At 45.6% G+C, this 14971-nt stretch carries 15 protein-coding genes; 9 read left to right on the forward strand and 6 right to left on the reverse strand.

Features of this window, described 5'->3' with window-relative positions; all coding sequences use genetic code 11:
• Nucleotides 1-14 precede the first annotated feature (14 nt).
• Nucleotides 15-1106: a nitric oxide synthase gene (nosA, locus tag LJF29_RS12760; RefSeq protein WP_229148913.1), complete on the forward strand. Its 1092-nt coding sequence runs from the start codon at nt 15-17 to the stop codon at nt 1104-1106.
• Here the strand turns inward: nosA and LJF29_RS12765 are convergent.
• Nucleotides 1097-1372: an acylphosphatase gene (locus tag LJF29_RS12765; RefSeq protein ID WP_010333374.1), complete on the reverse strand. Its 276-nt coding sequence runs from the start codon at nt 1370-1372 to the stop codon at nt 1097-1099. The genes nosA and LJF29_RS12765 overlap by 10 nt on opposite strands.
• Nucleotides 1373-1438: 66 nt before the next feature.
• Here LJF29_RS12765 and LJF29_RS12770 point away from each other — a divergent pair, with 66 nt between their 5' ends.
• Entirely contained in the window at nt 1439-2104 is a 666-nt protein-coding gene (locus tag LJF29_RS12770; protein ID WP_229148917.1) for an MOSC domain-containing protein, read from the forward strand.
• 37 nt (nt 2105-2141) lie between these two features.
• Here the strand turns inward: LJF29_RS12770 and LJF29_RS12775 are convergent, their stop codons facing one another.
• The 4 genes from LJF29_RS12775 to map all read right to left on the reverse strand — a co-directional run bounded on the left by LJF29_RS12775 (nt 2142) and on the right by map (nt 3836).
• Complete coding sequence (locus tag LJF29_RS12775) at nt 2142-2279, reverse strand: YflJ family protein (RefSeq protein ID WP_010333376.1); 138 nt, start codon at nt 2277-2279, stop codon at nt 2142-2144.
• Nucleotides 2280-2438: 159 nt separating this feature from the next.
• Nucleotides 2439-2594, reverse strand: coding sequence for a hypothetical protein (locus LJF29_RS12780; RefSeq protein ID WP_010333377.1), 156 nt, complete (start codon nt 2592-2594; stop codon nt 2439-2441).
• A 105-nt stretch (nt 2595-2699) separates the two neighbouring features.
• Entirely contained in the window at nt 2700-3014 is a 315-nt protein-coding gene (locus tag LJF29_RS12785) for a DUF3243 domain-containing protein (RefSeq protein ID WP_010333378.1), read from the reverse strand.
• A gap of 72 nt (nt 3015-3086) precedes the next feature.
• Nucleotides 3087-3836, reverse strand: coding sequence for a type I methionyl aminopeptidase (gene map / locus LJF29_RS12790; RefSeq protein WP_010333379.1), 750 nt, complete (start codon nt 3834-3836; stop codon nt 3087-3089).
• A gap of 170 nt (nt 3837-4006) precedes the next feature.
• Between map and nagE the strand changes: the two genes are divergently transcribed.
• Nucleotides 4007-5365, forward strand: coding sequence for an N-acetylglucosamine-specific PTS transporter subunit IIBC (gene nagE, locus LJF29_RS12795; RefSeq protein ID WP_229148918.1), 1359 nt, complete (start codon nt 4007-4009; stop codon nt 5363-5365).
• 34 nt (nt 5366-5399) lie between these two features.
• Here the strand turns inward: nagE and ltaS are convergent, their stop codons facing one another.
• A complete protein-coding gene (ltaS, locus tag LJF29_RS12800; RefSeq protein WP_229148919.1) occupies nt 5400-7349 on the reverse strand; it encodes a lipoteichoic acid synthase in 1950 nt (649 codons plus the stop codon).
• Nucleotides 7350-7605: 256 nt separating this feature from the next.
• On the opposite strand from ltaS, the gene LJF29_RS12805 reads away from it, so the two are divergent.
• The 6 genes from LJF29_RS12805 to LJF29_RS12830 all read left to right on the forward strand — a co-directional run bounded on the left by LJF29_RS12805 (nt 7606) and on the right by LJF29_RS12830 (nt 14945).
• A complete protein-coding gene (locus LJF29_RS12805; RefSeq protein ID WP_029441300.1) occupies nt 7606-7998 on the forward strand; it encodes a DUF1992 domain-containing protein in 393 nt (130 codons plus the stop codon).
• 137 nt (nt 7999-8135) lie between these two features.
• The gene (locus LJF29_RS12810; RefSeq protein WP_168747199.1) at nt 8136-9551 is read left to right on the forward strand and encodes an alanine/glycine:cation symporter family protein; all 1416 of its coding nucleotides are present in this window, start codon (nt 8136-8138) and stop codon (nt 9549-9551) included.
• Between the two features lie 678 nt (nt 9552-10229).
• Nucleotides 10230-11642, forward strand: a complete 1413-nt coding sequence (gene treP / locus LJF29_RS12815) for a PTS system trehalose-specific EIIBC component (RefSeq protein WP_229148920.1) — start codon at nt 10230-10232, stop codon at nt 11640-11642.
• A 73-nt stretch (nt 11643-11715) separates the two neighbouring features.
• Nucleotides 11716-13404 (forward strand): alpha,alpha-phosphotrehalase, encoded by a 1689-nt coding sequence (treC, locus tag LJF29_RS12820; RefSeq protein ID WP_229148921.1) that lies wholly within the window; start codon nt 11716-11718, stop codon nt 13402-13404.
• Between the two features lie 20 nt (nt 13405-13424).
• A complete protein-coding gene (gene treR / locus LJF29_RS12825; RefSeq protein ID WP_024120578.1) occupies nt 13425-14141 on the forward strand; it encodes a trehalose operon repressor in 717 nt (238 codons plus the stop codon).
• Nucleotides 14142-14279: 138 nt separating this feature from the next.
• The gene (locus LJF29_RS12830) at nt 14280-14945 is read left to right on the forward strand and encodes an NAD(P)H-dependent oxidoreductase (RefSeq protein ID WP_044163631.1); all 666 of its coding nucleotides are present in this window, start codon (nt 14280-14282) and stop codon (nt 14943-14945) included.
• The last annotated feature ends 26 nt before the right edge of the window (nt 14946-14971 follow it).

Below are 14971 nucleotides of genomic sequence, written 5' to 3' on the forward strand. Positions count from 1 at the left end.
TGGAGGAGAGTTTGTTGGAAGATAAAGAAATACTATGGAATGAAGCGAAAGCGTTTATTGCCAATTGCTATCAGGAACTCGGAAAGGAGGATGAAGTGCAAGACCGTCTCGATGACATTAAAAGTGAGATTGACCGAACTGGAAGCTATGTACATACAAAGGAAGAGCTGGCGCACGGGGCGAAAATGGCTTGGAGAAACAGCAACCGCTGCATCGGGAGACTATTCTGGAATTCGCTGAATGTCATTGACAGACGTGACGTCCGGACAAAAGAAGAAGTACGGGACGCTTTATTTCATCACATTGAAACCGCAACAAATAACGGGAAAATCAGGCCGACGATTACGATTTTCCCTCCAGAAGAGAAGGGCGAAAAGCAGGTAGAGATCTGGAATCATCAGCTGATCCGGTACGCGGGATACGATTCCGACGGAGAAAGAATCGGCGATCCTGCTTCCCGTTCTCTTACCGCAGCCTGTGAGCAGCTTGGCTGGAGCGGAGAGCGGACTGATTTTGATTTGCTGCCGCTTATTTTCCGCATGAAGGGTGACCAACAGCCGGTCTGGTATGAGCTGCCCCGGTCACTGGTGATAGAAGTTCCGCTGACCCACCCGGAATTCGAAGCGTTTTCTGACCTGAAGCTGCAATGGTACGGCGTGCCGATTATTGCGGATATGAGGCTTGAGATCGGCGGCGTTCATTATAATGCCGCACCATTTAACGGCTGGTATATGGGAACGGAGATCGGTGCGAGAAACCTGGCTGATGAAAAGCGGTATGATAAGCTCAAAAAAGTGGCATCCGTTATCGGTATTGCCACTGATTACAATGCGGATTTATGGAAGGATCAGGCGCTTGTTGAATTGAATAAAGCTGTTTTGCATTCATATAAAACGCACGGCGTCAGCATCGTTGATCATCACACGGCTGCAAGCCAGTTTAAACGGTTTGAAGAGCAGGAGGAAGAAGCGGGCAGAAAGCTGACGGGTGACTGGACATGGCTGATTCCGCCGATTTCACCAGCTTCCACACATATTTTTCACAGGTCCTATGACAATTCAACCGTCAAGCCGAATTACTTTTATCAGGATAAGCCTTACGAATAGACTATTGAAAACCGATGATGGCCTTCAAGGCTGCTCGATTCAGTGACAGAGATGCCGGTAACTTTTGAAAAGGGGCTGCCTTTCTTCACGGCCTCAAGAAATGATTGCAAGGCGTTTTCCGGCCCTTCGGCCAAAATCTCGACACGCCCGTCATCACGGTTTTTGACCCAGCCGGTGAGTTTATGCTTATCGGCTTCCGCTTGAACAAAGTAGCGGAAACCGACTCCTTGAACCCGGCCGTCTGCAACGATTCGATATTGAAGCATGTAAAAACCACCTTTTCTTTTTATGATAATCAATCATTTTATATACTGTAAAGGGGATGTGTTCGTATGACATCAGCGCATTATTCCATTCTTTCTCTTAACCTGGGAAAGCCGCAGACGCTTGAATACGATGGAAAGAAAATAGAGACCGGCATCATGAAGCGGCCGGCTGCTTCCGCGGTTATGCTGTATCGGGAGAATTTTGATGGAGACGGACAGGCGGACCTCGTCAATCATGGCGGCCCTGATAAGGCTGTCTGTGTCTATTCCGCGGAGCACTATCCGTTTTGGACGGAGTTTCTCTCAAGATCACTCCCGGCCGCCGCGTTTGGTGAAAATCTCACGGTGCAAGGCCTGACTGAGGAGGACGTTTGCGTAGGGGATGTCTTTCAGCTTGATGATGCCGTTGTTCAGGTCAGCCAGCCGCGTCAGCCGTGTATAAAACTGGCCAAAAAGTTTGGTGTGAAGGATATGGTGCTGAAAGTTCAGCAAACCGGATATACAGGATTTTATTTTCGCGTGCTGGAAGAGGGCAGGGTCGCTCCGGATGCAAAGCTCGAACTGCTGTCCAGAGGCGAAAAAGGCATATCCGTCCAATTCGCAAACCATATCAAATACCATGACACAAAAAATCTCACTGCCATTGAACGGATTTTAAGTGAAGAAGCATTGTCTGAAAGCTGGAGATCTTCCTTTATCAAAAAACGGTACAGGCTGCTTTCGATTCAATAAAAAAGCCGCGCATCTAAACGTGCGCGGCTTCACCATGTCAGGATTGTTTTTTCTTTGTTTCAAGCAGGTTGGCAAGAAAATAGGTTTTATAGCTTTGAAGCTTTCTTCCTTCATATTTCGTGATGCCCTGCTTTTTTAATTCTGCTACATACCAGCCTTTACTGCCGTAATGCATGTCAGAAAACTCCTTTCCCTATCTGATTGACCAAACGATTGGCATTGTAACATCTATCAAAAGATGCTGAAAAGAGATGCGGGGGAAACTGAGTCTTTCGCACTAGTGATGCGAACGTTCTTCCTGTATGTATATGCGGAGTAAACGCTGAATATGATTTTAATGCCCGGTGAGTTTCAGCACGACAATGCCAAGTGTCATGATGCTGAACACAATACCGATATATGTAAGCATCCCGTTTTTTTTCTTCACGCCGAAAACGGTCATGATGATGCCTTCAATGAAAAAGACGATTCCAAAAATAATAAACCACATGCGGACAAAGGCTCCTTTCACAGACATTAATCCTAGTGTAGCATATCTGGATGGGCCGGGCTGTGACAATATAAAGAAGCCGGGCATACGCCCGGCTTAGGTGTTTTATTGTTTCTCAACCAATTTGACTAATAGCTGTGCCAAATGATTTTTCTCATCATCATCCGCAACGCTCCAAAGTTCCTGAAGCAGCATTTCTTCGCCGTTTTGCGGCTCTTCATGTTTCGCGAGGTAGTCTCCCAGGATCGCAGCGCTTTTGACAAGCTTGCCGTCATCTAATCCTAATTTCTTGCCCCGGTTAACTTGTTTTTTCAGGTAGTCTTTAAATTCTTCAAAGTCTTTTAAAATTTCTTCTTTTATCGTTCCGTGCATTGCATTCATTTCGTTTTCAATTTGAATTTTTTCTTGATCTCTGTTCATTACAGTGCCTCCTCCTGTGAATAGTGATGATTTACCTGTAAAAGGAGGAGGTTAAACATACGAAATGTGTTTTTACAGCTTTGTCAGGATTATCGGCTCGTCTTTGGTGATGACGATGGTGTGCTCAACTTGGGCGACCATGCTTTTATCCGGCGTCTTAAAGGTCCAGCCGTCTCCAGCTTCGACGATGGTTTCCGCTTTTGTTGAAATGAATGGTTCAAGTGCAATCACTGTGCCGTTTTTGAAGAGTGCGTTATCAAATGGATCATAATAGTTCATGATGTGGTTCGGCGCTTCGTGAAGGCTTCTGCCGATTCCGTGGCCGGTCAAGGTTTTAATGACGGTAAATCCTTGAGAACGTGCTTCATGATAAACGGCTCTCCCAATCTGATTTTGGCGCTTGCCGGCTTTTGCCTGCTGCAGGCCTTTTTGGAAAGCATCTTCCGCGCATTGGCATAGCTTATGAAGGCGTTCTTCTCCTTCACCGAGCACAAACGAGATGCCTGTATCGGAGTAGAACCCGCCGAATTCAGCAGAGATATCAATGTTCACAAGATCTCCGGCTTTTAAAATAGTGGATGTGCTTGGAATACCGTGCGCCACTTCATCATTTACACTGATGCATGTAACACCGGGAAAGTCGTATTCTTTTTCCGGAGCCGAAACAGCGCCATGCTCGTCAAGCACCGCTTTTCCGATAAGGTCAAGGTCTTTTGTACTCATGCCGGGCTCTGCTTTCCGTTTCATTTCTTCACGCGCCAGCGCTACGATTCTGCCGATTTTTTTCAGGCCTTCTAATTCTTGATCGTTTGTTACAATCATCTGTCATTCCCGCTTTCTTTTTTAAATAATCTAGTTTAAGCTTACCACAATTGGCTCTAGAATAGGAAACACGCGAACCTGAGAAAAAAGAAATAGGCCGGGAAAATTGGTATAGATCACTAGATATCTTGTATGGTATATTTTTAAAAAAGGGTAAGAGGGGGATGGGTATGCTTTCATTTTTACAAAAGCTTGGAAAGTCATTTATGCTCCCGATTGCGGTTTTGCCTGCAGTCGGGATTATCCTTGCACTTGGCAGGGAGGATTTATTCGATATCCCGTTTGTTTATCAAGCGGGAACTGCTGTTTTTGATCACCTGCCGCTTATTTTTGCGATTGGGATTGCCATCGGCATTTCAAAGGACAGCAATGGGGCCGCGGGTTTATCAGGGGCAATTTCGTATCTGATGCTCGACGCGGCAACAAAATCAATTAATGAAGCAAACAACATGGCGGTATTTGGGGGAATTATTGCCGGTTTAATAGCGGGTTACACCTATAACCGCTTCAAGGATACAAAACTGCCGGAATATCTCGGATTCTTCAGCGGCAGACGGCTTGTGCCGATTGTCACCGCTATTTTCACAATCATTTTAGCAGGGATATTCGGTGCGATATGGCCGCCAATTCAATCGGGAATTAACGCGTTTGGGGAGTGGATGCTTGGGCTTGGCGGGATCGGCGCGGGCATATTCGGCTTATTCAACAGGCTGTTAATTCCGCTCGGTCTTCACCACGTGCTGAATAATATTTTCTGGTTCCAATTCGGCGAATATAACGGAGTGACAGGCGATTTGGCGCGCTTTTTCGCTAAAGACCCGACAGCGGGCACATACATGACGGGCTTCTTCCCAATTATGATGTTCGGTCTTCCGGCCGCATGTCTGGCAATGATTGTGACTGCCAAGCCGTCAAAACGAAAAGCAACGGCCGGAATGATGATCGGGTTTGCGTTGACTGCGTTTATCACAGGGATTACGGAGCCAATTGAGTTTGCATTTATGTTTTTATCTCCGCTGTTATACGCTGTGCATGCAGTCTTAACCGGACTGTCGTTATTCATCGTTAATTTGCTCGGCATACGCTCTGGATTTTCTTTTTCAGCCGGTGCGATCGATTATCTTTTGAGCTACGGAATTGCAGAAAAGCCGCTGCTGCTGCTTCTGGTAGGTATATGCTATGCGGCTGTATACTTTGTCGTGTTTTACGTCTTAATTAAGACGTTGAATTTGAAAACGCCGGGACGGGAAGATGATGACTTGGATGAGGTGCTGGATGAGAACACAGCACAGTCTGTCAATGAAAACATCATGCTGAAGGGGCTTGGCGGAAAAGAAAACCTGCAGACAATCGATCACTGTGCGACAAGGCTGAGACTGACAGTGAAAGATACTTCTTTAGTGGATGAAGCGTTATTAAAGAAAGCAGGCGCAAAAGGAGTCGTCAAATCGGGCGGGCAATCAGTACAAGTCATTATTGGCCCGAATGTCGAGTTTGCGGCAGAGGAATTACGTGCTGCGGTGAAATAGAAAAAGCAGAGAGGCTGGCCTCTCTGCTTTTTTCTTATTTATCTTCGTCTTCTGTTGACGTCTCTGAATCTTCGCCGTGTTTTGTGTAATCATAATCGGAAGGGTTCACCTTTGTAAAACCTTTCGGGTTGTAGAAACGCAGCAGGTCTCCGTTTATGATTTTATCGGACATTTCGAGTTCCTTCTTGACGAGTGAGTCTTCTGACTTGTCGATCTCAGATTCATCAAGCTGTTTACCGGTTTTTGTGTCATAGTACTTGCCGGATATTTTCGTGTACTTCGGTGATATAAAGTCTCCGTTACGGAACGGAATCACTTCACGGTGTTCTTTAGATAAAATATCAGAACCGGACATCAAGTAGTCTTTCGTATCCACTCCGAGCAAATGCAGAAGGGTTGGAGCCACATCGACGTCTCCGGCATATTTATGAACTTTTTCGCCCTTCACGCCGGCAGCGTGGATAAAGAGCGGCACCCGCTGAAGCTGGGCGTTGTCATAATCGGTAATTTCGTCTTTGCCAAGCACTTTGGCCATCGCGTTATTGTGGTTTTCAGAGATGCCGTAGTGGTCTCCGTACATCACGATAACCGATTTATCATATAACCCGTCTTTTTTCAGGTCATTGAAAAATTGTTCAATGGACTGATCAAGGTAATGGGCTGACTGGAAGTAGTTGTTGACGACAGAGTCACCAAAGTCTCCAGCCGGGAAGTCCGTATCCCCCTCATCCATTCCGAATGGGAAGTGGTTCGACAGGGTAATGAACTTCGTATAGAACGGCTGCGGCAAGCTTTCTAACAGCGGCATTGATTCTTTGAAGAACGGTTTGTCTTTCATGCCGTAGTTTTTCGTGTTTTCTTCGTTCATGTCATAGTAGGCAGAGTCGAAGAACTTATCGATGCCTTCCGCTTTGTACATTTCGTTTCGGTTCCAGAACGTCTGCGTATTCCCGTGGAACGTAGCAGATGTGTAATCTTTAGACTTCAAAATCGCCGGAACGGATTGAAGCGTGTTTTGCGCTTTGTTAACGAAAACGGAACCTTGAGCCAGCGGATACAGAGAGTTTTCCATCATAAATTCCGCATCCGATGTTTTACCTTGTCCTGTTTGGTGGAAAAAGTTATCAAAGTAGAACGTTTCGTTATCGTGTGCCAGTTTATTTAAGAACGGTGTAACTTCTTTGCCGTCAATCTTATAGTCGATGATAAAGGACTGCAAAGATTCAAGTGAAACGTAAATGACGTTTTTTCCGTCCGCTTTGCCGAAATACACATTGTTCGGCACATCGTAATTGGCTTTCATGTAGTTCTCAACTTCCGTTACGTCGCTTGAATCGGCGAGTGCGCGCTGGCTGTTGGATTTGACATTCTGCACAGCATCATAAATCGTGAAATTGTATGTTCCTAAATATTTGACAAGGTAGTTTCGGTCAAATGATCTAGTCAGCAATTCAGGACGGTCTGATTCCGCAACTGCCAGGTTGATTAAGAAAACGAGAATCGAAGACGCAAGAACGATTCGGAATGATTTTTTGTTAGACGACGTCTCGGCAGGCTTGTTCACTTTAATCGCTAAGATAATCAGAATGATCGTATCAATAAAGTAAAAGGCGTCAGTCGGTCTCATCAGCGAAAATGCGCTGTCACCGAGTTGGCCGCCGTTTGTTTTAGCCTGCATAATGACCGGAATCGTAATAAAATCATTGAAGAATCGATAATACACAATGTTTGCGTACAGTAAAAAAGACATTAAAAAATGAATCACTATGATGGCTGTCTGCTGTAATTTTTTCTTGAACAAAAGTCCAAATCCAAGAAAGAATAAGCTTGAGCTGAGCGGATTCACAAAAAGCAATATTTTCTGGATCGTGTTGTCTATTCCTAAGTTAAAGTTCAGGACATAACCGACATACGTCTTTACCCATAACAGGACGACCGCAATTAAGAAGAAGGCCAGTCCTCTTTCTTTTATAAATGTTTTCATTGTTACACTCCTTTTTTCCGATCACAGTTCGAGCGAAACGATAGAAAAAACGAACGTATCCAATATAACACGAATCAGCTGATTAGAAAAGTGAAAATCGTCCGATGAAAAATGTGGCGAAAAACGCCGTCGAATCAACGTTTTCCTAGGAAATCGCCAGATGTAAAAACAGGTCTCTTTCTGTCAATGAAGGAATAATATGGTTTGTGACAGCTGTATGATAAAATATGTTCATTACATGAATAGAGGTGGGACGATGGATTTTTCTCATATTGTGTCTGAAGATAAGATTAAACGCGCCATCAAAGACGGAGAATTTGACAACCTGCCGGGAATGGGAAAACCGCTGCCAAAGGATGATGCGGCCCACTTGCCGGAATCTCTGCGGATGGGATATCGTATGTTAAAAAATGCAGGGATGGCTGAGGATGAGGGTGCACTTAAAAAAGAGCTTATGACCCTCAACCATTTAATCTCCAAGTGCTATGACGAAAAGGAACGTGAGCAATTAGTAAGAAAAAAATCAGAGAAGCAGCTGATGCTCGATAAGCTTGCCGATAAAAAAGGCATGTTTTCCAAACCAGCGTCATCGTTTTATAAGAATCAAGTATATGATCGCCTTGGGCGAAACAGACCTTCTTCCACTTAATTTTCCTTGCCAGACCGCTGTTTTTTAGCCATCCAGCTTCCTTTCTTCCTCAATTTGACTCAGTTCTGTCTGTTCTAAAAGGTTTATGTTTTTCCATCTGTGGGGAAATGACCCGTAAACGGGTAAAGGGTGATGGGATGGAACGACTATTGGAATGGGTAGAGCGTATATCTGATTGGCTGTGGGGACCGCCGCTAATCATCTTACTGACGGGGACGGGATTGTACTTCACCATTTTGCTGAAGTTTTTTCAATTTCGCTATCCTCTATACATTTTGAAGCAGACGATCGGCAGCGTAGGAAAAAAGCCGAAGGGAGAAGGGACAGTTACGCCGCTTCAGGCATTGACGTCAGCCCTCAGTTCGACGATTGGGGCGGCGAACATTGTCGGGGTGCCTGCGGCTATCATGTTTGGCGGTCCCGGGGCTGTTTTTTGGATGTGGCTGGTTGCCTTATTTGCTATGGCGATTAAGTTTTCAGAAAGTGTGCTTGCTGTTCATTACAGGGAAAAAAATGAGCAGGGTGAATTTGTCGGGGGACCGATGTATTACATAACAAAAGGACTGCGCATGAAATGGCTCGGCGTGTTTTTTTCTGTTGCACTGATCGTAGAGCTGATTCCAAGCATAATGGTTCAGGGGAATTCAGTTTCAGTCTCTCTTGCCGAAACGTTTTCTTTCAATAAAATATACGCCGGAATCGGCATCGCGTTTTTGATTGGTTTAGTTGTAATTGGCGGGGTGAAGCGGATCGGAAAAGTAACTGAGTTTGTCGTGCCTCTCATGGCAGGGGCATACGCGGGAGCCGGTCTCCTGATTGTTCTAATGAATCTTTCATCTGTGCCGGTGTTTTTCTCTCTTATTTTTTCGAATGCGTTTACTTCTTCTTCGGCAGCAGGAGGATTCGCAGGCGCTGCCTTGGCTGAAACCATCCGCTGGGGGTTTGCCCGCGGCCTGTATTCTAATGAAGCCGGGATGGGAACAGCCCCGATTGCACATGCGGCGGCAATGACTGACCACCCCGTAAGACAAGGCTTCTGGTCTGTGATCGGAATTGTCATTGACACCTTGATTATCTGCACCACCACGGCATTTGTCGTCCTTGCATCCGGTGTCTGGACAGGGAAGGACGCCTCAAATGACCCAGCAGCATTGACTACGGCTGCATTTCAGCATTATTTCGGAGCTGGCGGAGGGTACTTCGTTTCGATTTCTCTCGTCTTTTTTGTTGTCTCGACCATTATGGTTGTCATATTTTACGGCGTAAAACAAGCTGAATTTCTATTCGGACGGCTGTCGGGACATGTCATTAAATTCGTCTATTTAGCGGCTATTATCATAGGTGCCGCAGGCGGAGCAAAAGCCATCTGGGGCTTTCTGGACTTAGCGTTAGCTTTTATTCTCGTTCCGAATGTGATTGCGCTGTTATTATTGAGCAAGAAGGTAAAAGCGCTGTATACCGAATTTTTCACATCTGAACAGTATTACCTGAAAGATAGAAGAAAAACGAAACAGGGCCCTGTTTACCAAACAAAAGAAGCTAAAAATTCGTAGTGTTTTTGAATTCAACATCGTCTAACTCTTGAGGATCAAATAGATGAACAAAGGCAGCATAATCGCATCACCCCATTAATGAGCGTTAGTGACTCTGAGGCTTTCTGTAAAGCCTCTCTTGAACCTCTGATGGCGGGACTCGGCGATCGGTTTCAATGCTTCTCCTTTAGCCGCCTTTTATTTTTACAATCAGGCATTTTGACGTCGACAAAATAATAGTTTCAAACTCGTCTCTGCCAATACACTGGAAATAGACAACGTATTGGCAGAGATTCCTCGTCTTTCTCTATTTCATCCTTCAGATGCCGCAAAAAGGAAGGAGGGCGTGATCCTGAATAGATTTACGATTCCTTCGATATATACAACAAATCCGCACAGACCATTTCGGAAGTCAAACCCCAGCCTTCTGTTAATAGTGTTTTCCTTGAGATAGGAGAAATCGGCCCTTCCCTGTTGGCCTCGAGCTCACGGAGGAACTTGCAGGGCATTCTCGTGTTTATTCATAGGGCTCACCTTTCAAAACAGTTACTAGCTTTTTAGAGTAACCTTTCTGTTAAGCCATTCTATGACTTTACGAATAGTATGAAAGCGCTACAAAAAGTTGTTGACTACATGTATATACAGGACTACAATATAAACATAAGTTGTATATACAAGTTATCAAACGGAGGGGTTGGCATGGGGGAACTGAACAGATCAGCACGGCAAATTGTTGAAGCAGTCGGCGGTGCTGAAAATATTGCAGCGGCAACTCATTGTGTAACACGTTTACGCTTCGCGTTAATAGATGAAAGCAAGGTTGACCAAGAGGTGCTGGATCAAATCGATGTTGTAAAGGGATCGTTTTCGACAAACGGGCAGTTTCAGGTTGTGATCGGCCAGGGAACAGTCAACAAAGTATATGCGGAACTGGTCAAGGAAACGGGGATTGGCGAGTCAACAAAGGATGATGTGAAGAAGGCCTCAGAAAAAAATATGAATCCTTTGCAGCGTGCTGTGAAAACGCTTGCAGATATTTTTATTCCGATTTTGCCGGCGATTGTCACGGCGGGTCTCTTAATGGGGATCAACAATATTTTAACGGCGCAGGGGATTTTCTTCAGTACAAAATCGATTGTGCAGGTGTACCCGCAGTGGGCGGATCTCGCCAATATGATCAATTTAATCGCAGGCACGGCCTTTACGTTCCTGCCAGCGCTGATCGGCTGGTCGGCGGTGAAGCGGTTTGGCGGCAATCCGCTCCTCGGCATTGTGCTCGGCGTTATGCTCGTGCATCCTGATTTACTGAATGCGTGGGGGTATGGCGCTGCGGAACAAAGCGGAGAGATCCCTGTATGGAATCTTTTCGGCCTTGAGGTGCAGAAGGTCGGCTACCAGGGGCAGGTGCTCCCGATTTTGCTCGCTTCATATTTGCTCGCCAAGATTGAATTGTTTTTGACGAAACGGACACCCGAGGGGATACAGCTTTTAGTCGTTGCGCCGATTACGCTGCTCGTGACCGGTTTTGCATCCTTTATCATTATCGGACCGGTCACATTTGCGATCGGGAATGTGTTAACTTCGGGGCTTATCTCGGTGTTCGGCTCATTTGCCGTGCTGGGCGGGCTGCTGTACGGCGGCTTATACTCAGCGCTGGTGATTACCGGAATGCATCATACGTTTTTGGCAGTTGATCTGCAGCTGATCGGTTCCAAGCTAGGAGGCACTTTTTTATGGCCGATGCTGGCGCTGTCAAATATCGCTCAAGGGTCAGCGGCGCTGGCGATGATGTTTATCGTAAAGGATGAGAAACAAAAAGGCCTTTCCTTAACATCAGGCATTTCCGCTTATCTGGGCATTACAGAGCCTGCCATATTCGGGGTGAACCTTCGCTACAGATTTCCGTTTATCATTGCGATGATCAGCTCAGGGCTGGCCGGGATGTATATCTCATCTCAAGGCGTTTTGGCTAGCTCCGTCGGTGTTGGCGGCGTGCCCGGCATTTTCTCGATTATGAGCCAGTACTGGGGCGCATTCGCAATCGGGATGGCGATTGTCTTGATTGTTCCGTTTGCCGGAACATACGCTTATGCGCGACTGAAACGTAAATAACAAAGGGGAGCGGGACGTGTTTTTGACGGTCCCTTTTTCCCATTTTCATTAAAAAAGACGGTGGTGGAGACAGATGAAAACAGAACAAACACCATGGTGGAAAAAAGCCGTGGTTTATCAAATTTATCCGAAAAGCTTTAAAGATACGACGGGAAACGGCATTGGCGATTTGAATGGAATTATTGAAAAGCTTGATTACTTAAAAACGCTTCAGGTTGATGTTCTTTGGCTAACGCCGATTTACGACTCGCCGCAGCATGATAATGGGTATGATATTCGGGATTACTACACGATTTATCAAGAGTATGGCACAATGGAAGATTTTGAACGCTTATTAGCTGAAGCGCACAAAAGAGGCTTAAAAGTCGTCATGGATCTTGTGGTCAATCATACGTCAACTGAGCATAAATGGTTTAGAGAGGCGATTTCTTCAAAAGGCAGCCCATACCGTGATTTTTATATATGGAAAAACCCGAACGAAGACGGCACAGCCCCGACAAACTGGGAATCGAAATTCGGCGGCTCGGCATGGAAGCTTGACGAAGCCTCAGGCCAATATTATCTGCACTTGTTTGATGTCACACAGGCTGATTTGAATTGGGAAAATGAAGAGGTCAGAAAGCATGTCTATGAGATGATGCATTTTTGGTTTGAAAAAGGAATTGATGGCTTCAGGCTTGATGTCATTAATTTGATTTCAAAAGACCAGCGCTTTCCGAATGCGGAAGACGGCGATGATGGCCGTACCTTTTACACTGACGGGCCGCGGGTGCATGAATTTCTGCATGAAATGAACGAAAAGGTGTTTTCACATTATGACAGCATGACGGTCGGTGAGATGTCTTCTACATCGATTGACCATTGCATCCGCTATACAAATCCCGGTAATGAAGAGCTTGATATGACGTTTAACTTCCATCATCTCAAGGTCGATTATCCAAACGGAGAAAAATGGGCCTTGGCTCCGTTCGATTTTCTGAAGCTGAAGGAGATCTTATCCGTGTGGCAGACGGAGATGCAGGCGGGAGGGGGCTGGAACGCTTTGTTCTGGTGCAATCACGATCAGCCGCGCATTGTATCGAGATATGGAAATGACGGTCCATATCGGGTGAAATCAGCAAAAATGCTTGCGACGGCCATTCATATGATGCAGGGCACGCCTTATATTTATCAGGGGGAAGAGCTCGGCATGACCAATCCGAAGTTTACCGGCATCAGCTCCTATCGGGATGTCGAGTCGCTGAACATGTATCACGCCTTCAAGAAAAAAGGCATGGCGGAGAAAGAGATTTTAGCCATTTTACAGGAAAAATCCCGTGACAATTCCAGAACACCCGTCCAGTGGGATGATACGCCGAATGCCGGATTTACAACAGGCACGCCATGGATACCGGCCGCCGGCAATTACCGGGAGATCAATGCCGAGGCGGCGCTGAAGGACAAACACTCGGTCTTTTATCACTACCAGAAGCTGATCCAGATCCGAAAAACCTATGACATTGTCACAGAGGGAACGTATGAATTGATCGCAAAGGATGATCCGAACGTTTTTGCGTATATGAGACATGGCGAAAATGAGAAGCTGCTCATCATCAATAATTTTTACGGTACGGAGGCAGCCTTTACACTGCCGGACACGCTGAAGCCCGGCGAGTGGAAGGCAGAGGTGCTTCTGACAAACGATGAAGAGAGAGAAGAACTGAAGAATATGACGCTCCGACCGTATGAGTCCATTGTTTATCATTTAACAAAACCGTGCTAAACTAAGCTGGGTGGTCATAAATGAAGGTGAATAAATTTATCACAATCTATAAAGACATCGCACAGCAAATTGAAGACGGCCGATGGAAGGCGGAGGAGATTCTTCCGTCTGAACATGAATTGACCGCACAGTACGGCACATCAAGAGAAACGGTTCGAAAGGCGCTTCACATGCTGGCTCAAAATGGATATATCCAGAAAATCAGGGGGAAAGGCTCCGTGATTCTCAACCGTGAAAAAATGCAGTTTCCGGTCTCTGGGCTTGTCAGCTTCAAGGAACTGGCGCAAACTTTAGGGAAAGAAACGAAAACAGCCGTTCACAAATTCGGGCTGGTGCCCCCGTCAGATCTGATCCAAAAACAGCTTCGGGCACAGCCGGATGATGACATATGGGAAGTGATCAGGTCAAGAAAGATTGACGGGGAGCATGTCATTTTGGACAAGGACTACTTTTTCAGAAAGCATGTGCCTCACCTGACGAAAGAAATTTGCGAAAACTCCATTTATGAATATATTGAAGGAGAGCTTGGTCTTTCGATCAGTTACGCGCAGAAAGAAATTGTGGCCGAGCCGTGTACGGATGAGGACAGGGAATTGCTTGATTTACGAGGCTATGACCATATGGTGGTTGTGAGAAACTATGTCTTTTTAGAGGATACAAGTCTTTTTCAATATACGGAAAGCAGACACCGTCTGGACAAATTCAGGTTTGTCGATTTTGCGCGACGGGGAAAATAAAGAGCGCCTGCCTGCGGCAGAGCGCTTTTTTCTCTTGGTATCAAAATTGATACTATCATACAAAAATGTGCGTACTTTTACTTTTTATGAGAATGGCTACAATAGAAGTGAGAGTAACCAAAAGGAGAGGTGCTTAACATGGCAGATGTAAAGAAACAAATTCTGGACGCATACAATTTCAGACATGCGACAAAGGAATTTGACCCGAATAAAAAAGTATCAGACAGCGATTTTGAATTTATTTTAGAAACAGGAAGACTATCTCCAAGTTCACTCGGCCTTGAGCCTTGGAAATTCGTTGTTGTCCAAAATCCCGAATTCCGCGAAAAGCTTCGCGAATATACATGGGGAGCGCAAAAGCAGCTTCCGACAGCAAGCCATTTCGTCCTGATTCTGGCGCGTACAGCGAAGGATATCAAATATAATGCGGACTACATCAAACGTCATTTAAAAGAAGTAAAACAAATGCCGCAAGACGTGTATGAAGGCTATCTCAGCAAAACAGAGGAGTTCCAGAAGCACGATTTGCATTTGCTTGAAAGTGACAGAACATTGTTTGACTGGGCATCCAAACAAACCTATATTGCACTTGGCAACATGATGACAGCCGCTGCGCAAATCGGCGTTGATTCCTGCCCTGTGGAAGGCTTCCAATATGATGAAATTCATCGCATCCTTGAAGAAGAAGGCCTTCTGGAGAACGGAAGCTTTGATATTTCTGTTATGGTGGCATTCGGCTACCGTGTGCGAGACCCTCGTCCGAAAACAAGATCTGCAGTTGAAGATGTTGTGAAGTGGGTATAAAAAAGAAAGCTGCTCGATAACGAGCA

The organism is Bacillus sp. LBG-1-113, assembly GCF_020708615.1.
Taxonomy (GTDB): Bacteria; Bacillota; Bacilli; order Bacillales; family Bacillaceae; genus Bacillus; species Bacillus mojavensis.